At 41.1% G+C, this 23,858-nt stretch carries 4 protein-coding genes; all 4 read left to right on the plus strand.

Features of this window, described 5'->3' with window-relative positions; translation table 11 throughout:
* Positions 1-820: 820 nt before the first annotated feature.
* The 4 genes from PTUN_RS18980 (at position 821) to PTUN_RS18995 (ending at position 23,747) form a co-directional block, all read left to right on the plus strand.
* Positions 821-7,489, plus strand: a complete 6,669-nt coding sequence (locus PTUN_RS18980; RefSeq protein ID WP_009836319.1) for a non-ribosomal peptide synthetase — start codon at positions 821-823, stop codon at positions 7,487-7,489.
* A gap of 167 nt (positions 7,490-7,656) precedes the next feature.
* The gene (locus tag PTUN_RS18985; protein WP_009836318.1) at positions 7,657-14,412 is read left to right on the plus strand and encodes a non-ribosomal peptide synthetase; all 6,756 of its coding nucleotides are present in this window, start codon (positions 7,657-7,659) and stop codon (positions 14,410-14,412) included.
* Positions 14,409-21,911 (plus strand): non-ribosomal peptide synthetase, encoded by a 7,503-nt coding sequence (locus tag PTUN_RS18990; protein ID WP_096035269.1) that lies wholly within the window; start codon positions 14,409-14,411, stop codon positions 21,909-21,911. Before PTUN_RS18985 ends, PTUN_RS18990 begins: the two co-directional genes overlap by 4 nt.
* Positions 21,912-22,079: 168 nt before the next feature.
* Positions 22,080-23,747 (plus strand): cyclic peptide export ABC transporter, encoded by a 1,668-nt coding sequence (locus PTUN_RS18995; RefSeq protein WP_009836316.1) that lies wholly within the window; start codon positions 22,080-22,082, stop codon positions 23,745-23,747.
* Positions 23,748-23,858: the final 111 nt, after the last annotated feature.

Raw genomic sequence — 23,858 nt, forward strand, 5'->3', positions numbered from 1 at the left:
ATTAAGTCGTTGATAAAGTATTTTCCGTATGACTGGATATCGAGTAAAACAATAGCAAGCTTAAAAAATTATGGTTGCTAGAAAATAATTAGTCTGATTTTTGGATTACAACAATATCCATTTAATCGAAGGCATTTATAGTGTATCAGTACCTAGGGTATGTTTAGTGATACTTATTTAGAGGGGGATTGCGATGTTTAATTATCAGCTGTTTGCTTAGTAGTGAACATAATAAACATACTGGATCTTTGCTATAAATAATGTTTATTAACTTTAATTAAGATACCTTTCTAAATTATTGAACTAGATATTTATTGAGTTCAGTTCACCTGAAAAATGCGAATATAATTATTTTAAATGGATTTATTATTCTAAGTTTAGTTTCATTAATCTCACTTATATCAATGGTTTATTTTTCACTACGGGATTTATTTTAAAGTCGCGAACATGTAATACCCCTGACATATTAACATACTAGTGTGTAGTTCAATTTTAATATTGTTTAAGACCACTTGTTTAGTCAATTAATCAGGTGTTACTGATTGATAAATAATAAGTTAGTTTTCCCTCGGCTGCACGAAAAGGGATATTTATTTTTATAAAAATGACAATGTCGAGAGAGGGTGTTAAAGGTCCATAAAAACAAAAAACTAACCTAGATTAACTTGAGCTCAGATTAAGGATGTTGATTATAAAGATTAAAAAACGTTAAGGTCTTAGGTAGATGAAAATAGTGCAATTGCAGGTTTGCGTCGTTTAAAGACTTGTTTGTATCTGTACATTTTATCTTTTTTATAAATTTGATAGCAAAAGCGAAAATATGAAACAGTTCTTTTTAAAACTCAGTGAGAAAGGAATAAAGCTTACTGTAGATGATCAAGGTAAGTTATTAGTAAGGGGCCAGGTTAAGTTATTAACCCAAGACGATAAGGATTTTTTAATTAATAACAAACCAAAAATCATTACTGCTATTAAAAATAATCTGCGCGCAAGTTCCAATAAACAGTCATCTATAGTTTCTTGTAATCTAGGTTCACGTTCATCTGTATTATCATTTTCTCAGCGACGCTTATGGTTTATTGACAAATTACAACAAGGTTCAAGCGAATATAACATTCCTGTTACTTACCATGTTAAGGGCAGCCTTAATATTGCGCTAGTTGAAAAAACATTAAATGAAATAGTTAAGCGCCACAACGTTTTGCGCACGGTTTACAAAGAGTACTTAGGTGAGCCACAGCAAGAAGTGTTGATGGATACGAACGTAACCATTTCCTGTAAAATCTTTAAAAGCGCTGAGGCACAATATCAAGCGTTGCAACAAGAAACTGTCAAACTATTTGATTTGAGTAAAGATGTTATGCTGCGTGCTAGTTATCTTCAGCTAGAATGTGATCAAGCAGATAACGGTATTTTGATTTTTAATGTGCATCATATCGCCGCTGATGGCTGGTCGATGGATGTATTAACTCGAGAATTTTTAGCTCTTTATCAAGCCTTTGAACAAGGCCATCCGTCTCCTCTTGCGGATTTACCAGTACAATATATGGACTTTGCTGATTGGCAACAAAAGAAATTCATCGAGTATGGACTGCAAGATCAGATTACATATTGGCAGCGTCAATTGCATCAAATACCTACGCTACATCAAATACCGCTAGATCACGAAAGGCCAATGGAAAAGCAGTTTCAAGGTGATTTAGTTACGACAATACTTGATAAATACACTGCGGAAAAACTACTTCAAATCGCAAAAAAATATCAGCTAACGCCCTTTATGCTGCTTCACGGTGCATTGGCATTGGTACTGAGCCGCCATAGTGGGAGTGATGATATTGTGATTGGTAGTCCGGTCGCAAATCGTCAAGAAGCAGTATTGGAGTCATTGATTGGCTTTTTTGTAAATACTCTTGTTTTGAGAGTAAATACTGACCATTGCACTTTGAACGATTATTTTAAGCATATTAGGCAAGTGCATTTAGAGGCACAAAGCAATCAGGATGTACCATTTGAACAGTTAGTTGAAGCATTGAATGTACCAAGAAGTAATACTCACAGCCCACTGTTCCAAATTTTATTAACAACTAATAATGAGTTTGATGTCGATAACAATTCTATAGAAGAGCTTAAATTGGGTAGTGCTAGTTTACAGCCAATGCATGAAACATCTCTGACGACGAAGTTCGATCTTGATATTCATATGGCATTAAATGATGAAGGTGTTTCGACGGCGTGGACATATGATGTTTCTTTGTTTAACAAAGCACACATAGAACAATTGAATCAACATTTATTAAATGTTTTGAAGTCGTTAGCTGATATGGCTGATTCGATGTTTGATATCCCAGAAGAAACATCTCTTTCAACAGTAAACATGTTTAGTTCACAAGAAGAAACGTTAGCAAATGCGCTTGCTAAGGGACCAAAAATTATCAGTGATTTCTCATCAATGCACGCCATGTTTGAGTATCAGGCAAGTATTAATCCACATCATGTCGCATTAAAATTTGAAAATAATGAGTTAACATTTCAGGCGTTAAATGAAAAAGCGGATATTATCGCTGATATTTTGATTGCTCGTTATAAAGTGACTAAAGGTCAGCCAATTGGTTTGTATGGCGAACGTTCGCAGGCAATGATTTGTGGGGTCATCGCGATATTAAAAGCGGGAGCTGTCTATGTGGCTATGGATGTAAATGCGCCATCGGATAGATTAAACCACATTATTGCCGAGTTAAATTTGTCACTCGTATTATGTAATCAGCAAATTGATATCCCTTCGAGTTTTTCGAGTTTGACTGTAGTGAGCCTAGATGAACTCACCAATGATAAGGTAGAGATTGGGAGCCCTGTGCGACCAGACATTGGAGAGGACGATGCTGCTTATATCTTATATACGTCAGGGTCGACTGGACGTCCAAAAGGAGTCTGTCAAAAACACGGTACCTTAGTGAATTTAGTAAGTCATCAGGCGAAAATTGACGGAATTACGCAAGCATATAATACACTGCAATTTACGCCATTAACTTTTGATGTATCGGCACAGGAGTTGGCAACCAGCTGGTTGACAGGAAGTTGTTTAACGTTAATTTCCCAAAAACAAAAAGATCAGTTAGAAAAACTGGCTCAGTTGTTATATCAGTTAAATATCGAGCGCTTATTTGTCCCTCCAGCTGTGTTTGATTTAATCGCAGAACATGTGAATACCTCAACGAGTAAATTACCCTGTTTAAGGGAAGTATTTGTTGCAGGTGATGTGTTAAAAATGACAACTAATATTCAGCGATTTATGGCTTCTCACCCGCAATGTGCACTTTATAATCATTACGGCCCGACAGAAACTCATGTTGCAACAACCTACCGAGTATTCCCTGAGCAGTTAGGAGATATGAGTATTGGGCGTGCTATCGCTAATACTGCATGTTATGTGCTAGATACTCGATTACTCCCTGTGCCAATTGGCTGCGTAGGAGAATTATTTGTTTCAGGCCCCGGTGTTGCTTTAGGTTATGTCAATAACTCTGAATTGACCGCTGAAAGTTTTATACATCATGAATTATATAACGAAGTAATTTATAAGACTGGTGATCTTGTTCGTTACAACCGAGATGGCACACTTCACTTTATTGGCCGAGCTGATAACCAAATTAAAATTCGAGGCTTTAGAATTGAACTGGGTGAAGTTACCTTCGCAATTGAGGCGCAACCAGACATCGACTCAGCGGTTGTAGTGGTCAACGAATTAGCAGGCAATAAACAATTAGTTGCTTATGTTCGACCTTGTCTCACATGTGAGACAGAAGAATCTAAGCAAATTCTGATAGCAACGATTAAAGTCCAACTTACAGATACGCTTGCAAGTTATATGATCCCAAGTGCTTTTATCGTAATGGATGAATGGCCATTAACGCACAATGGTAAGATAGATAGACGGGCTTTACCGCCAAGTACTTTTTGTCAGCAAAATGGAGATTTTCTTGCTCCTGAAACCAAAGTTGAACATCAGCTTGTCGAAATTTGGTCACATCTGTTAAATATTGAACAGGGTAAAATATCGACTCAGGCTGACTTTTTTGAGTTAGGTGGGCATTCGCTCTTGTCGGTAAGGTTAGTATCTGAGATACGTAGTCGGTTAAATATCGAAATAGCTGTAAAGGACATTTTTACATCGAGTACGATTAAACAATTAGCTAGCGTGATTGAGCAAAGCGATTGCACTATGGTGCGACCTAAAATTTTGCCTATAAGTCGTGACCAAAGCCAATTTGATTTATCTTTTGCCCAACAACGATTGTGGTTTATCGACCACTTTCAAGGCGGCTCTGCGCAATACAATATGCCGATGGCTTTTACGATAGATGGAGTATTTGACCTCGCTATCGCAGAGCAAGCGTTAAGCGTTATTGTTGCTCGACACGAAGTGCTCAGAACTATTTATCGAGAAGATGTCGACGGTCCAAAACAATGTATCTTGCCAGCACAGCCTTTTAAAATTAAACGACTCGATTTGGGTCACCTTTGTGCAGCGCAGTTTCAGCAAATAGTTGAACAACAACTACTTGAAGATGCGCAGACTCCTTTTGAGCTTTCTACTGATTTGATGCTCAGATCAACTTATCTTTCTTTATCAGATACTCATGCAGTGCTGATGTTGAACATGCATCATATTGCATCAGATGGCTGGTCAATAACCCGATTGAAATATGAATTTTTTACTCTATATCATGCGTTTATTGAAGGAAAACCAAATCCTCTTGCTCAACTGGAAATTCAGTACGCTGACTTTGCACAGTGGCAGAGAAACTGGTTGCAAGGTGCTGTATTAGAACAACAGTTGGATTATTGGCAAAGACAACTTCATGATGTGCCGAGTGTTCATGCGCTACCATTAGACTCTGTAAGACCAGCAGAAAAGCAATATTTAGGTGCTATGGTGATGAGTCGAGTGTCTTCACCGATAACTCAACAGCTGTGTCAATTAGCGACTGATAATCAGATGACCCCTTTTATGCTTTTGCATGGTGCACTGGCGTTGACATTGAGTCGTTACAGTAATACCAGTGATATTGTGATTGGTACGCCAGTTGCTAACCGAATGCAGAGCGAAGTTGAACCTTTGATAGGATTTTTTGTTAATATTCTTGCGCTGCGAGTTAATACCGAACAGCCCTCACTCTTAGCTTATTTGGCACATGTTAGAGCGACACATTTAGACGCACAAAACCATCAAGACTTACCATTTGAGCAGTTAGTGGATGCATTAAAAATATCTAGAGCGAGTGGTATTGCACCATTATGTCAGCTGATGGTCTCATTCAATAGCGAACTTGCTAACCAAGATAACATTGCAAGTACTTTACCAAATCTAGAACTGACACCTTTGATGACTGATGCCTGTGTCGCCAAATTTGACCTTGAAGTCGAATTTTCCCTGTCTGATTATGGATTACAAATAAACTGGATATATGATCAATCCTTATTTACAGACTCGCATATTGAGGAGTTAAGCCAGCACCTTAACTTATTACTGGAGCGTTTGATTGACTCCGATGTCGCTCAGCAGTTACCTGGAGTGATTAATGCACTGCCAAATGAGCTTATTAACTACTTAGTTAATACGCTTAATGATAACCGTAGTGAATATGACCGTACTTTATGTATTCATGAAGTATTTGAATTACAAGTACGCTTGAATCCAAAGCACATTGCTTTGGTGTATCAGCAGCAGCAATTGAGTTATGAGCAATTAAACAGTAAGGCCAATCAGTTAGCTCATTATTTACTAGAGCATTGTATTATAAAGCCTGACACTCTAGTGGGTATTTGTTTAGATCGCTCCTTGGAAATGATTATTGCGACCCTTGCGGTACTAAAAGCGGGAGGAGCTTATGTACCGTTAGATCCTAGTTATCCAGAAGCTCGATTGAAATACATGCTAGAAGATTCAGCTATAGTCACAATTCTTGCTAGTAAAATGAGTATTCTAGGAGTTGATATATCTGCTTATCACGTGATCAACATCGATGGTTTGATTTGCGCTGAAGATCCCTTATTTAGCCAGTATAGCGATAAGAATATCGCCACAGAATCATTAGGATTATCAGCAAAGAGCTTAGCCTATGAGATTTATACTTCTGGCTCAACAGGGCAGCCCAAAGGTGTATTACTTGAACATCAAGGCATAGTCAATTTAGCTAAAAATCAATTTGATGCTTTTAATATTGAGTCTAGCTCTAAAATATTGCACTTTGCTTCAATGAGTTTTGATGCGGGTACTTGGGAATATGCTATGGCATTACTCAATGGAGCAACTTTGGTTATTGCAGATAAAGATCAGCGAATTTCGACAAAAGCCATTGAACAGTTACTTTATGATGCACAAATTAGTCATATCACTTTACCGCCCGCTTTTCTTGCGATGATGTCTTTTAGAGACGACTTATCACTGCAAGCACTGATTGTTGCTGGAGAAGCGTGTGAGCAAGAGTTAGTTGATCTTTGGTCGGCACAATACAACTTTTATAATGCTTATGGCCCGACAGAGGCCTCGGTATGTGCTTCATACCAAAAACTGTATCCACGTGCACAGCTCAGTATCGGTAAGCCTTTGCATAATGTGAGTTTGTATGTATTGGATAAATTTATGGCGTTAGTACCTCCAGGCGTAATCGGTGAACTCCATATTGGTGGTGATGGTCTTGCCCGTGGATACCATCTTCAGCCTGAATTGACCGCTGAAAAATTTATTCCTAACCCATTTTATGATTTGTTTGATCATCTTGACAGTGAGTTGCTTTATAAAACTGGTGATTTAGCCAAAGTATTACCAGATGGCAGTATTGAGTTTGTCGGACGTCTTGATGCACAAGTAAAAATACGTGGTTTTAGAATCGAACTCAGTGAAATCGAAGCGCAACTTAATCAATGTGTTGAACTGGATTCTGCGCTGGTATTAGTTAAAGAGGCTAAAAATGGCACTAAATTTTTGGTGGCTTATGTCCATCCAAAAGATTTATCACATAGTCATTTTGAATTAACCACGGCATTACAGACGCAGCTCTTTGGTAATCTACCTGATTATATGATACCGACTTCTTTTGTGGTGGTTGAACGTTGGCCATTGACACCAAATGGTAAGGTGGACAAGAAAGCGCTACCAGATTTAGCTCAAAGTTTGGCACAGACGGTTTATATCGCGCCACAAACAGCTACTGAACATACCTTGATTGAGTTGTGGTCTAGGTTATTGGATTTGGCATACGAGGATATTGGTTGTCATGCCAAATTCTTTGAAATGGGTGGCAATTCAATTCTCGTAACCAGACTCGAAACTTTGATCCGCAGTACATTTTCGGTTGATTTTGCTATTAAAGACTTATTTTCCCTAACAATGTTAAAGGATCAAGCATTGCATATTGATTATTTGCTTAGTCGTTCAGTTAGCATGATAGCAGATACCGAGGAAGAGCTTGAAGAAATGGACTGGTGATTAACTGAGTCCTTTTATTTATATGGTTATGTTAGAAATCCTTCCTCATTTGGTAGGGGCAAACAGTGGGGCATTTCTCAGGGGAAAGTCGCTTAGCCTGTGTTACAGGCACCGACTTTCAAAATTAAGAGTATTTAACAAACATAAGTCAGAGTTAGTCATTCATTATGGAAAATATCAAACAACTACTGGTTGAGCTTGAACGAGCGGGGATCAGGCTATACCTCGATAGCGGGACGTTAAAATCTAAGGCGAAAAGTGGCGCTATTACAGCCGAGATTGCTGCGAAAATCAAAAAAAATAAAGCAGCCATCGTAGATACACTCGCGCAGCTCACTCAGGTACATACTGTCAGTCAAGTAATACCAAGAGCCGATCAAACAAGTTATCCAATTTCTTTTGCCCAGCAACGATTGTTTACTTTAGATAAACTTAAAGGTGGGTCGGCTGAGTACCATATGCCAATGGCATTTAAGATGTCTGGTGATATTGAGTTTTCCATCTTGGAACGAGTCTTTTGCGAGATCATTACCCGGCACCAAGTTCTGCGATCCGTATTTCATTTGAGCGAAGCGCAATTAGTACAGCATTTACTTGATGCGCAGGATTTTACCATTAAGTATGATCAGCTTGATACATGTGACGAACAACAGCAGACGCTACAAATAGCCAACTTTATTGCGCAAGAATCAGAGCAGATATTTGACTTGGAACAGGACTTTATGATCAAGGTGAGTTATCTCACTTTGCCTCAGGGAACAACAAAACAAGGGGTCTTGTTTATCAATTTGCACCACATTGCGACAGATGGCTGGTCAATGGAGATACTGTTACGGGAGTTTTTTGCTTTATATCAAGCTTATAGTAATGATAAGAGTAATCCGCTAGGTGAATTACCAATTCAATACAGTGATTTTGCAAAGTGGCAAAGAGATTGGCTAAAGGATGAGGTACTTGAGTCGCAACTTACCTATTGGCAACAGCAGTTGAATGATTTACCCGCAGTACATAGTCTGCCACTGGATTATCCAAGAGCTGAAATTAAAGCATACGATGGAGCATTAGTTAGTCGTCAATTATCGTCGGATATGTGCGCTAAATTACTAGTGCTTGCTCAAAAGTTATCTTTGACTCCGTTTATGTTGGTACATGGTGCTTTGGCATTAGTTCTCTCACGCAACAGTAATCAGCATGATATCGTCATTGGTACGCCTGTTGCGAATCGAAGACAATTGGAACTTGAGTCGCTTATTGGTTTCTTTGTTAATACGTTATTGTTGAGACTTAATACTGAAAACCAGCCGTTAAGCCATTTTTTTGCACAGCTTAGACAGGTTCATTTGGATGCACAATCACATCAGGATTTACCATTTGAAAAGCTTGTAGAGGTGTTAAAAGTGCCTCGCAGTACGGCTTATAGTCCGCTATTCCAAATTATGCTAACCACTAATTCTGAATATGGCACTCGCAATTTAGCTACCGAACTTGCTGGAGTAACAATTTCACCACTTTATAATGAAAAAATACTTACGAAGTTCGACCTGGATATTAATGCGACTCTCAGTATGCAGGGTGGGATAATTGAATGGACGTATGACTTGGCGTTATTTTCTCAAACGCATATCGAATTATTGGCTGACCATTTACAGACTGTATTGAGTTTTTTAGCTGATTGGGATGAAAATCAACACTGTACTACAACTTCTATTCCAATGCTTACGGATAAAGAATGTACTCAACTTAATACTTATAATGCACATCAATTGCACTATGAAAAATCTTTATGTATTCATGAGTTATTTGAAACTCAAGCCAGCGCGCACCCCGAACGCATTGCACTAGAGTGTGCAGGACAAGTTTTAACGTATGAAGCGCTAAATACTAAGGCGAACCAGCTTGCCCATTATTTGCGATCTGAGCACAATATTGGGCCCGAGAGTTCAGTTGGTTTATGTGTCGAGCGCTCACTTGATATGATTATCGCTATGCTGGCAATTTTGAAAGCTGGTGGCGCTTATGTACCTCTAGACCCCAATTACCCAGCGACACGTTTAGCCTACTTAATAAATGATGCTCGTTTGTCTGTGGTTTTAAGCCAGCAAGATGTGGTAGAAAAAGTTCCGTTATCTCAAGCTACACTAGTATTACTTAATGGCTTACTTGATGAATCAAACAGTCCCTTTTCACTTTATCCAAACAGTAATTTGAACCGAGCCGAAACAGGTATCAATGAAACAAATTTGGCCTATCTTATTTATACATCAGGTTCAACAGGTAACCCAAAAGGTGTCATGATTGAGCACCGTAATACAGTTGCAATGCTGCATTGGGCGAAACAAGCCTTTAATGACCATGAGTTGGAAAAAGTATTAGCTTCAACGTCGTTGAACTTTGATCTTTCAGTCTTTGAGATTTTCTTGCCAATCTGTTTTGGTTTTCAGTGCGTGATAGTGAAAAATGCATTGGCTTTGACTGAGCATTCATTGGATGTCAGTATGATTAATACAGTTCCTTCAGCTATGAAAGCACTGCTTGAGGTGGGAGCACTGCCCGAGAGTCTTAAAGTGGTTAATTTGGCTGGTGAACCATTAACGGCGCAACAAGTTAATCAAATTTTCGCTATTCTCCCTGATGTTGCGGTTTGCAACCTCTACGGTCCCTCAGAAGACACAACATATTCAACCTATGCTCGATTCACTTCACATCTAAATCGGGTACCAGATATTGGTAAAGTGATAGCGAATAGTCAGGCATATATTCTTGGTAATGCACAACAATTACTGCCAATCGGCACGGTAGGTGAATTGTATCTGGGAGGTTCGGGTGTGGCTCGTGGTTATTTGAATCTCCCAGAATTGACTGCTGAACGTTTTATTAATAATCCTTATTTTGAACCCAACGGCGTAAACTCAAGTCCTCGATTATATCGAACGGGTGATTTGGTACGTTATCGTAATGACGGTAGTATCGAATTTATTGGTCGTATTGATGATCAAGTTAAAGTTCGGGGTTTTAGAATTGAATTAGGAGAAATAGAACACGCTCTTAATCAATTGTCGGAAATTGCAACTTCGTTAGTCATTGCGCGTAAACTTCCTGATGGTGCACAACAACTCGTAGCATATATCCAACCTTGTCTCACGTGTGAGACAGTAACAAATTCAGACCAAAATACCTTGTTGTCAGCAATAAAGGATGCACTTAGTGCGACGATCCCAAGTTATATGATGCCTAGTCAGTATGTTTTTTTAACCCAATGGCCATTGACACCAAACGGTAAGATAGATAAAAACGCTTTGCCAGCCCCAAATGGAATATTGGTTGGACAAGAGTATGTTGCACCTAACAGTGATATTGAGTTTTTGCTTACTGAAATATGGGGAGAGTTGTTAGGCCTTCAGGCTGAGCAGATAAGTACCACAGCTAACTTTTTTGAACTAGGTGGTCATTCTTTACTTATCATGCAATTACTCGCAAAACTTCAGCACCATAAGTTAGTTTGTTCCGCTCAGCAATTGTTTCAGGCTGGGAGCTTAGCGGCGATGGCGCAACACATTTCAATAGCCCCTCATGCACTCGATACTTTTGAAGTACCTGACAATCTGATCCCAAAAGAATGTAATTATATTACACCGGCTATGCTTCCTTTAGTTGAGTTATCGCAAGAGGAAATAGAACAAATAGCTAATACTGTTAGCGGTAACATGGAAAATATTCAAGATATTTACCCGTTAGCACCACTTCAGGAGGGAGTACTGTTTGTTCATACTATGAATTCAAAACATGATCCTTATGTGACCACAGCAAGCTTTGAATTTGATAGTGATATGGCCTTGACTGAGTTTGTTCAACAACTTGAATGGTTAATCGAACGTCATGATGTTCTGAGAACCGCGATTTTATGGCGTGGTCGTGCACAAGCGCTGCAGGTCGTGCAGCGTCGAGCATACTTGCCAGTGACAAGGTTAGATTTATCGGGCTCTGATTTAAAATCGGCATTTGAAACCTATGTTGCACAAGGGGCGCACGGTTTTGAGCTTGAAACAGCCCCGTTAATTGAGCTCGTTGTGACACCCACGGATGAGCAGGGGCGGATTTTTGCCTTGTTAAAATTCCACCATCTGATTACTGACCACGTTTCGTTGGATATTTTGATGTCTGAACTCAGTGCACCGGATTTGACGCAGTTGCCTCCTCCTTTACCTTATCGTGAATTCATCGCCCGCTCATTGCATAACACCGCCAACTTGAATGTAGCCGAGTTCTTTAGTGAAAAACTCGGTGACATTGATACACCTACCTTACCATTTGATTTAGCACACGTAGCATCAGATGGTAATGATGTTGTTGAGTATGGTGATGAAGTGGCACTCACTCAATCTGAGGATATTCGCCGCCTAGCAAAACGCCATCAATGTAGCCCCGCAGCGTTGTTTCACCTTGCTTGGGCGCAGGTATTAAGTGCCTGCTGTGGCCGTGATGATGTGGTTTTTGGTACTGTGATGTCGGGTCGTATGAATGGCATGCCAGGTATTGAGCGCATGATGGGGATGTTGATTAATACCTTACCGCTGCGTTTACCGTTAAAAAACCTTCAGGTGACAGACGCGTTACGGCTGGTGAATCAGGAACTGCAAGCATTGCTGCCTTATGAGCAAGTCTCGTTGGCTCAAGCGCAAAGTTACAGTGGAATTGGCGGCAATACACCGCTGTTTAGTGCCATCTTAAACTACCGTCATCAGGCGCAAGCGCCAGCGCAATCAAGCTCAATGCCCGAGCAAGCAAGTGCGAGGCTGCTGAGCACACGAGAGCGGACGAATTATCCCTTTGAGCTTTCAGTGAATGACCAAGGAGAAGGGCATTGTTTTACACTGGACTTTCAGATTGAACGCCGTATTGAGGCAAAGCGCATCGCGGTTTATATGCAGACAGCGCTCAATAGCTTAGTCACGGCACTGTTAAATGACTCTAATAGTCCAGTGACCGAATTAACGGTGTTGCCACATGCAGAACGAACACAACAATTGATTGATTGGCAAGCGGCGTCTGCGATCTATCCGAAAAAGGCTTGTATTCATGAGGTCTTTGAACAACGGGTCGCTGACACCCCCGATGCCATAGCGCTCAGTTGTAATGAGCAAGTCTTGAGCTACCGGCAATTAAACGAGCGAGCGAATCAAGTCGCACATTACCTTCAAGATAGGCATCAAATTGGCGCCAATAGCCGTGTGGGTTTATGTATTGGGCGCTCAGTTGAGATGATTATTGGTACGTTAGCGATTTTAAAAGCAGGGGCCGCTTATGTGCCGCTCGACCCACAGGCGCCCCAATCACGTTTAGCCTACATGCTTGAAGACACCGCAGTGAGTGTGATACTGACAGCGGAATCACAGGCAACAGCACTGCACTTTAGTGATGTGCCGCAAATTTGTTTAGACCAACATGATGCGCTCATATCGCAGCAAAGCAGCAATAACCTCAGCCGAGCAACTGGGCTCAGTAGCGAGTCACTTGCCTATGTGATTTATACCTCGGGTTCTACAGGGCATCCTAAAGGCGTCATGACCCCTCATCGGGCGGTTAATCGTTTAGTCTGCTCACCGAATTTCATGACGTTAGACAAAGAGACGGTTTTTTTACAATGTGCCACCATTGCCTTTGATGCTGCCACATTAGAAATCTGGGGGCCATTGTTAAATGGCGGGCGCTGTGTCTTGTTCCCAGACGAATTAATCACGCTAGAGCGCCTGAACGCGGTACTGGCAGCGCAGCAGGTGACGGCGATGTGGTTAACATCGGGCTTATTTACGCAGTGGAGTACAGCCTGTCAACCGGGGCTTGCATTGGAGTATGTGCTTGCTGGAGGCGATGTACTCAATCCGCAAGCAGTTAAAGCCGTACAACAGGCGTTGCCAGATGTGAGCGTTATCAACGGGTATGGGCCGACAGAAAATACCACCTTTACGTGTTGTTACCCGATACCACGTGGCCAGGATTTATCCGCAGGTGTTCCGATAGGGCAAGGCGTACAAGGGGATGTGGTGCTAATTTTATCAGCACAAGGCAGCTTAGTACCCGCAGGCGTGATAGGCGAATTATGTGTCGGCGGTGATGGTCTGGCACTAGGTTACCTCAATCAACAGGCGCAGACGCAGCAGCAATTTGTCGCAAATCCGTATAGTCGTATTTTGGGTCGGGCAGAGCGATTGTACAAAACGGGTGATTTAGTCCGTTATACGACAGATGGTTTAATCGAATATGTGGGGCGAGTAGACGACCAAATTAAAATCCGCGGATTTCGGGTTGAATTAGGTGAAATCCAACGCAAATTAGATGGTTGTGAAAACGTTGCTAGCTCTTTGATAATCGTGAAAGCAAATGAAAGCAATGACAAAAAATTAGTCGCTTATGTTGAGTTAAAACAGCCATTAGAGCCGAGTCAAGAACGAGGTAAAGCGCTGAGTTTAGCCGAACAGCTGTTAACTGAGTTACCAACTTACATGATCCCTGCTGTTTTTGTTTTTGTTCAACAGTGGCCATTAACCACCAATGGTAAAGTTAATAGAAAAGCACTACCAGAACCGGATTTCAGTTTGATGCAGGCTTGTTATGTGGCACCACTGAATGAGTTCGAAAGTCGGTTAGTTGTAATTTGGAGTGAGTTATTACAAATAGACTCATCTGTCATTGGGACAACCACTAATTTCTTTGAACTCGGCGGCCATTCACTTTTGGTTATGAAACTATTACAGCGAATTAATAATGAATTTGATATTGAGTTACAAATATCCGATCTCTACCGTTGTGAGAATATTCAACAAATAGCCGGATTTATTGAATCTATTTTGGCAATTCACACTCAGGATGTAGAACTTGAAAAACGTGAGCAAGAAAACATTGAATTTGAGGACTTTGAGCTATGAGTGTTGAGTCGCTTTTTCAACAGCTGCAACAAGCGGGCGTTATTTTTAAAGCCGAAAATGATAAAATCACCCTAAAGCTCCCAAAGGAATTAGACGGTGATCTCAAAAAATCATTGGCATCTAATAAAGACGCGCTAAGAAACTTTTTACAGCAGCTATACCAGCGGGGTAATAAAAAGCCACGATTATGCCGTGCAGCAGATGGACAAGATAGCCTTTCTTTTGCGCAGCAAAGACTGTGGCTAATCGATCAACTTCAGGGTTCGTCTGCTGAATATAATATGCCACAAACCTATCAGGTCCGTGGTGAGCTGGATCTTAAACTAGTTGAACAAGCATTCACTGAGATCATTAAACGTCATGAGATCTTAAGAACTATTTATCTTCAAAGTGGCACTCAGGTAATTCAAAAGGTACAGCAGGACGTTAACTTTTCTTTGAGTCGTTATGATTTAACTGCGGTCAGTGAACATCAACAAGCCCAAGCACTCGATTCGCTGATGCAAAAGGATGCACAAACCCCGTTTGATTTAAGTAATGATTTAATGTTGCGTGTTACCTATGTCGCACTTAATAAGCGCACCACAGGTTCACCGCAACGTGGATATTTGCTATTTAACATGCATCATATCGCTTCAGATGGCTGGTCAATGAGCATACTCAGCCAAGAATTTTTCTCTCTATACGCTGCTTTATCACAAGGAGCAGGGGAGTTAGCATTATTACCTGAATTACCAATACAGTATCGTGATTATGCACAGTGGCAAAGAAAGTGGTTATCGGCAGATGTATTAAACTCGCAATTGGATTACTGGCGGACTCAGTTGTCGGATTTACCTGTATTGCATAGTTTACCCTTAAGTTATCACCGCCCTAAACAAAAACAGTATGAGGGGGGGTTATTATCAACGTCTTTGACAAGTAATGTGGCGCAACAACTCCATCAATTGGCGCAGCAATATCAGTTGACTGACTTTATGGTTTTACATGCTGCACTGGCGTTGACGCTTTCTCGTTTTTCTACCAATAACGATATTGTGATAGGTACTCCTATTGCCAATCGCAGTGAAGCAGACCTTCAGAACGTGATTGGTTTTTTTGTTAACTCTTTAGTGCTTCGGGTTAATACAAAACATCATTCACTTGATGATTATCTTAGCCATATTCGTAGCGTTCATCAGCAGGCTCAATCAAATCAGGATGTGCCATTTGAGCAGATTGTCGAAGCACTTAATGCGCCTCGTAATGCCTCCTATAGTCCTTTATTCCAGATAGTATTAACAACCAATTCTGATTATGGTCTCGATACAAATAAAGAGCTAGCTGTTGAGCTCAATGAGTTGACTATGGAGCCTGTTGTTTGTGATACACCGATTTGTAAATTCGATCTTGAATTGAATCTCAGCATTCACAATGATGGCATAGAAATCAGTTGGATTTATGATAAAGCCTTATTCAGCGAGCAGCTTATTTCACGTTTTAATAACCAGTTAAATATTGTATTGGAGCGCATGGCGCAAAGTGCTGGCAAAGCAACTTACCTTGCACTGAGCCAAGTTACGGCGCTACATCCAGATGAAGAGGCACACTTACAGTCTTTATTGCAACCAACACCCACGGCTTTTTCGGATAATGCCACAATCACTGAATTATTCGCATCATGTGTGAGTGCCACACCAGAAAAAATTGCTTTGATCTGTGCGCAGCAAAAGCTTAGTTATGCTGAGCTTGATGCTGCTTCTAATAATTTAGCTCGATATCTAAGAGCGCAAAAGCACCTGCGTATAAACAAAAATATTGGCTTATTACTTCCTCGCTCGACGCAGATGATAGTTGCTATGTTGGCTGTGTTAAAAGCAGGTTGTACTTATGTACCACTTAATCCTGACTACCCAGAAGCTAGATTGAATTATATTCTTGAAGATGCCAATGTTGAGCTTGTCATTACTACGGATAGCTTAACTTTATTGCTGACCAAAGTAGGTATTTCAACAGTTATATTAAATGATGAACTGTCGGTTAAGCTTTTAGCAGGGGAAGATGTAAGTCAGAACGAGAGCGAAGGTTTAGAATTTGAGCCGTCAGTCGTTAGTGAGCCTGCTTATGTAATATATACTTCTGGTTCAACAGGGCAACCCAAAGGTGTGGTAGTGCCACATCGGGCAGTGATCCGCTTGGTGACAGAGCCTAATTTTATGACGCTTAACCAAGATACGGTATTTTTACAAGCGGCTAATGTCGCGTTTGATGCAGCGACATTAGAAATTTGGGGACCGTTACTTAATGGCGGGCAATGTGTGATTTATCCAGAGCGTTACATTGAGCTCGAACAATTGAATCAAATCATTGTTCGTCATAAAGTGAATGCACTATGGTTAACTGCAGGTTTGTTCAGTGAGTGGAGTAAAGAGTGTCCGGTGGAACTCCCGCTTCAGTATGTCCTTGCCGGTGGCGACGTACTTGACCCTGCTGCTGTTTGCCGTGTTCAGCAGAGATTACCTAAAGTACAAGTTATTAATGGTTATGGGCCAACTGAAAATACAACCTTTACTTGCTGTTATCCTGTTCCTGCAAATTTTGATTCGAGTAAAAGTGTACCGATTGGTTACCCCCTGCAAGGTGATCAAGTCATGTTGCTTTCTGATAATGAGCTGGTACCTTATGGTTGTGTGGGTGAATTGTGTGTCAGTGGCGCTGGCTTGGCTCAGGGTTATCTGAATCAGGCCGAGCTAACAGAGCAGAAGTTTGCGTTAAATCCTTTTTATTTAGACTCTGGTTCAATACGCTATCAAAAACTATATCGCACCGGAGACTTAGCTCGCTACAATGCACAAGGAGTTATTGAATATGTTGGCCGCATTGATGATCAAATCAAAATACGTGGCTTTAGAGTTGAACTTGGCGAAATTGAACAGCAGATTTCACAACTCAACGAAGTATCCAGTGCGTTAGTGATGGTCTGCGAGGATAAACACATTAAACGTTTAGTCGCGTATGTTGAATTGAGCTCCTTCGCTCAACAAGGGGTTTCGGACCGAAGCTATGACCTAGCACAATTGGCAGATGAACTTAAGCAGCGTTTGCCTGACTATATGGTGCCTTCAGCTTTTGTGATTATCGATGCTTGGCCACTTACGAATAATGGAAAGATTGACCGAAGAGCATTACCTCAAGCTGATTTTTCAGTCCTTCAAGATTGTTACATTGCGCCTCGCAATCAAGAAGAACAAGTATTAGTCGACATTTGGTCAGACTTACTAACTATTGAGCCGAAAACACTCAGTACTTCAGCTAACTTTTTTGCTTTAGGCGGTCATTCTTTATTGGTCATTCAGTTAATTGCTCAGCTAAAGAGGCGCGGTTATGGCGTTAATACTCAAGCAATATTTGCCAGCGAAAGTTTACAAACAATGGCTCAGTTACTTCAATTTGATAGCCATGCAGATGAAGTCTTTTTGGTTCCAGATAACTTAATCCCAACTAAATGTGAATACATTAATCCTGAGATGTTGAACTTGATTGATTTATCTCAAGAGGAAATCGATGAAATAATCGCTCAAGTTCCTGGTGGCGTGAGCAATATTCAGGACATGTATCCACTTGCTCCACTGCAGCAAGGTATGTTGGCAATGCATACCTTGACAGATGGTCGTGATCCATATGTTACTACCGTCGCCTTTGAATTTAGTCAAAGACCATTGTTAGATATTTTACTTAATCAACTCAATACCATGATCGCCCGTCATGATGTTCTTCGCACTGGTGTTTACTGGCGTGGTCGAAATGAAGCTGTTCAAGTTGTCTTGCGCAATGCTTATGTCGAACTTGAATGGCTTCCCGTGACTAAAAATGAACAAGTGAAAGACTTATTTACCAATTATGTTGAATATGGCGCTCATCGAATTGAGCTTGAATCAGCTCCTTTGATGCAATTGCAGGCAATGGATGATCAAGGTAATGGGCGTATTTATGTTGTACTGAAAGTCCATCATTTGCTGATTGATCATGTATCTTTAGATATTTTAATGGAAGAGTTGGCATTGATTGATGCAGACGCTCATCATCAGTTACCTGATGTAACACCTTATAGGCATTTTATAGCTCGAATATTAAATAATAATCAATCGCTGGCGAGCTCTGTTTATTTTCGTGACATGCTTAGCAGTTATATCCAACCTTCTTATCCGTTTGGCTTAAGCGAAATTAATGGCGATGGTTCACAGATACGGGAATACAAGGCAAGATTATCAACCGATCAATCTAAGCAGATCCGCAGCCTAACACAGGCAAACAACATGAGTCCGGCAGCGTTATTTCATTTGGCCTGGGCTATGGTTGTCGCCGCATGTTCAGGGCAAAAAGATGTTGTTTTTGGTACTGTTTTATCGGGGCGTATGCAAGGAGGGCCAGGGATAGAGCGAATGTTAGGTATGATGATTAATACCTTGCCTATTCGAGTCACTCTAGGTAATAAAAGTGCGCTTGCCCTGCTTAATTTGGTTAATGAGGCACTGCAATCTCTGCTTACGTATGAACAAGCCTCTTTATCTGAAGCAATGAGAGAAAGTGGTCTAGAGGGGAATGTGCCTCTTTTTAGTGCAGTGCTTAATTATCGCCACTCCCATGACGTCACAACGATTGATGAACAGGCAGATTTAAAGTTACTCGGGGTCAAAGAGCGTACGAATTATCCATTTGTATTGTCGGTGGATGATTTAGGCTTGGGATTTACTCTTACTTTACAAGTTAATGCTAAAATTCGCCCTCATAGCATTATGGCTTATACCATGAAGGCATTAGATCAACTTTTGATTGCTTTAGCTCAAAATAATGATGCATCAGTGGCTAGCTGGTCTGTGGTTAATGACGCCGAGCGCCAGCAGCAGCTGGTAGATTGGAACAATACTGCGCTGAGCTACCCTAAAGAATTGTGCATTCATGAATTATTTGAAGCGCAAGTGCAACACGCACCAGAGCGCACCGCGGTATGGTTTGAAGAACAATGTTTAAGTTATGGCGAACTCAATGCCAAAGCCAACCAGTTGGCACATTATTTACGCGCTGAGCATGGTGTTGGGCCCGATAGTTTAGTGGGCTTATGCACTGAGCGCTCATTGGAAATGGTCATCGGGATTTGGGGGATTTTAAAAGCCGGCGGCGCTTATGTGCCATTGGACCCCGAGTTACCGTCTGCTCGATTGCAGTATTTGGTCAGTGATACCCTGGCCAATGTGGTATTAAGTACCCAAGCCCTTAAAGAGCACATCACGTTAGGCGAAGCACAAGTGGTCTATCTTGATGGCTTGGGGAGTCAGGTTACGCATCCGTTTAGCGAGTATAGCGAAGAGAATATTAATCTAAAGGAAATAGGGTTAACGTCACAGCACCTTGCCTACATGATTTACACCTCAGGGTCTACAGGTCAACCAAAAGGCGTATTGTTGGCCCATCAAGCCTTGCACAACCGTATTGATTGGATGGACCGAGAATATGGCTGTGACAGCCTAGATGTTATTTTACAAAAGACCCCGTACAGTTTTGATGTGTCGGTCTGGGAATTTATTTGGCCCATGCTAAAGGGCGCAAAACTAGTGGTAGCCAAACCGCAAGGACACAAAGACCCAAGTTACCTCACCGAACTGATAGTTGCCACCGGCGTGACCAAATTGCATTTTGTGCCTTCCATGTTAGGCGTGATGTTAGCCCATGGTGACTTGCGTCGATGTCAGTCACTGAAACAGGTTTTTTGTAGTGGTGAAGCGTTACAAATCAGCCATGTTGAACAATTTAGATATCAGTTACCAGAGGTTGGATTACATAACTTATATGGCCCAACAGAGGCAGCCATTGATGTGAGCTACTGGGATTGCTCGCAGCCACTGGGCAGCAGTGTGCCGATAGGAAAACCAATACAAAACATCCAGCTCTATATATTGGATGACGAATTAAATCTATTACCACAAGGAGCCTGTGGCGAGTTACATATTGGTGGAGACGGCTTAGCCCGCGGCTATTTAAATCGGCCAGAGCTGACACAAGAGCGGTTTATCGCCAACCCATTTTATCAAGCAGAAGAAGCCAACAGCAGTGAGCGCTTATATAAAACAGGAGATTTGGTGCGCTACAAAGAAGATGGCAACATAGAATACATGGGGCGTTTAGACCATCAAGTGAAGATAAGAGGCTTTCGCATAGAGCTGGGTGAAATAGAATATCAGGTCGCACAACATAAGCAAATAGACTCAGCGCTGGTTGTTGCCCAAGCGGATAAAGCAGGTAATCAACGGCTGATAGCCTATGGCAAAACCGTGCAAGCAGACGCCCCAAAAGAGGACGTTATTACCTCATTAAAAGCTGAGTTAGCGGCAGTATTACCAGAATACATGGTGCCAGCGAACGTTATTTTGGTCTCAGAATGGCCATTGACGCCAAATGGTAAAATAGACCGCAGAGGACTGCCCTCGGTGGATGAGAGTATCGATAGCACAGCGTATGTCGCGCCACACGGTGAGACAGAAGTGATGCTAGCAGAAGTATGGGCTCATGTATTAAAACTTGATGTTGCACGAATAAGCCGTAACGCCAATTTCTTTGAACTTGGCGGGCATTCACTATTAGTCATGAAGTTGGTGCAATCTATCGATCAAGTATTTAAAACGCGCGGTATGGAAATTAACAAAGTCGCTCAGATGCCATCTCTCGCAGCTATGGCAACTGCTATCGAGACTCATAATGCCTATGAGTGGCAAGCTGTGAGGCCAATCCTTGATTCGAGTATTTCATCATCGGCTGTTATTTATTTAGCGCCTGGTGCCGGAATGACAAGTGGTGGTTATATGGATTTAGCCAGAGCAATGCCACAGGTCCAGTTTATGAGCCTTGAACCGGTTGGTATGAATCAGAATGATCCGCAAATTCAGGATTGGGATGCGCTTTTAACATGTTATGTGGAGGCAATTGTCTGCCATCGTCAAACATTGCACCATTGTCCTGATAAGATTTACTTGATGGGACATAGCTCAGGTGGGGCTGTGGCATTTGATACAGCTCTGAGGCTTGAGTCATTAGGTTGTAAAGTAGAAGTGCTATTGTGTGAATGTTTAGTTGCGACAGATGATGAGGCCGAATTTCAGATTAGTAATGAGGATAAACAGGAATTGATGTTGTCTTATGCTCGACAACTTAAGCCGGAGGACTCTGATGACAAGCTCTTATCATGGCTTAATTTACCTATGACCCAGCGTTTGTTTGGTATGTATTTCCGTCAAGTTGATTGGGCTCGATGTTATAGACCACAACAACAGTTACAGGGCCTACTTACTATGATAGTGACTCCTGAATTAGGCATGGAGTATTGGGAAAATAAGCAAATGCAATTAGCGCCGCATGTCAGGTTACCAGTCAAGATGGTGCAGGCCCAAGGAAAGCATGTGACTATGATAAAAAGTCCTTATGCAATGAACTTAGCGACAATGTTAAATCGAATGTTGTCTGCATGAATTAATTGACGTCCCTAGGTGATTTAAGCTCAATAAAAGGCGACTACTTAGGGATAATTATTTGAAATCATCAACGCTTACCTTTCGTTTATTGCGTTTTTGATCTCAGACCGTTATCAAAAGAAGCGGTTTAAACGCCGTTTCTCATAACTATTACAAGGCTGTTTTATGTTATACAGGTTAGTTCTATTACATAAGAAACTACTTATTATTGCAACACTGTTGAGTGTTGTTAGTGCGTTATTTGGTATTGGCATCATTTCGTTGGTCAATTCAGAAATTGAGCATGTTAGTGACTCATCATCGAATGTAATTGAAGGGTTATTATTCTTTTTTGCTGCTTTGACTGCGTTTCTTACTTTCAGTGTGATCTCTCAATACATGTTGACCAAGTTGTCGGTACAGATAATGGTCAGTATCAGAGAAAATATGGTGCAACGAATTCTATCTACCAGCTATGAGCAGATTGAGAAAGTGGGAGGGCATCGAATCTTTGCTACCTTAACTAAAGATATCGAAGCACTTACCGCCACATTAAGTGCGGTACCTCATGTAGCCTATAATTTATCCACGGTACTACTCTGTTTTGCTTATATGGGCTATCAGTCTTGGCAGTTATTTTTATGGGTAGGAGGGGTGCTGATCTTTGCTATGGTGGTGGCGCAATTACTGATGAATATTGGTATAGGGCGGTTTAAAGCGGTACGTGAATTAGATGACAGTTTATTTAAAAATTTTCGTGCTTTAATCGATGGCGGCAAAGAGCTTAATATTAATTTCAATCGAAAACGCTTTTTTTATAAAGATGTGATTACACCAAATATTGAACAAATAAAAAAATCGACCATTTCAGCTCACCTAATTTTTATTGTACTGAGTAACTGGACTAATCTCGTTTTATTTCTGGCACTTGGTTCGGTCGTTTTTGCTTCACAGTTATTTTTAGCCGGTATTGCTACTGAAGTGGTGGTGAGCTTTGTACTGACTTTGGTCTATCTGATTGGCCCAATGACGGTATTGTTTAATACCTTTTCGGTGGTCGCTGAAGGGATTGTATCGAGTCAAAAAATTGAGAATTTACAACTTTCTGAGGATGTTCTTTTTGAGCGATTAGACCATACCTTAACGCCTTCACATGATTGGCAGCACCTTGAAATTAAGTCAGTTGCTTATGAATATATCCGAGATGGCAGTGATGAGTATAAATTCTCCATTGGGCCTATTAACTTGAGCGTATCGCGAGGTGAAGTCATTTTCCTCATTGGTGGTAATGGTTGTGGTAAGTCAACTTTTGCCAAAGTATTGTGTGGGCTTTATACGCCTACCAGTGGTGAGATTCGTTTAGATGGTAAGCTAGCGACCGCAGATATGGATAGGTATCGCTGTCATTTTAGTACCATTTTTTCAGATTTTTATTTGTTCGATCAGGTTATTGATGCCCAGGGAATGTTAGCTGATGACCATAAGATTGTTGAGTATCTCGTTAAGCTTAAACTGGATAAAAAAGTGACAGTGAATAATGGCATCCTGTCGACAACAGAATTATCTCATGGCCAACGTAAAAGATTAGGGCTGTTGCTGTCTTACATGGAAGATGCGCCAATATATATTTTTGACGAATGGGCGGCAGATCAAGACCCTTACTTTAGAAACTTCTTCTATTGCGAATTATTAGCGCAGCTTAAAGCACTTGGGAAAACGGTGTTCGTGATCAGTCATGATGAGCACTATTTTACTTTTTCAGATCGCATTTTGAAATTTGATAGTGGTGAGATGGAAGAATTACCTCGAAAGTTGCCAGCCAAAGCAGCTACTGATCTGGCAGCGTTAGTATAGCAACAATCTGATGATGGCTGCCTCGCAGCCAAATAAATATTCGCCTTAATATGGGCTTGAAAGTTATATACCCCGCGCTATCTGCGGCCAGTGAGTATGGATTGACCAATA

Origin of the sequence: Pseudoalteromonas tunicata (genome assembly GCF_002310815.1) — a bacterium.
GTDB classification, from domain to species: Bacteria; Pseudomonadota; Gammaproteobacteria; order Enterobacterales; family Alteromonadaceae; genus Pseudoalteromonas; species Pseudoalteromonas tunicata.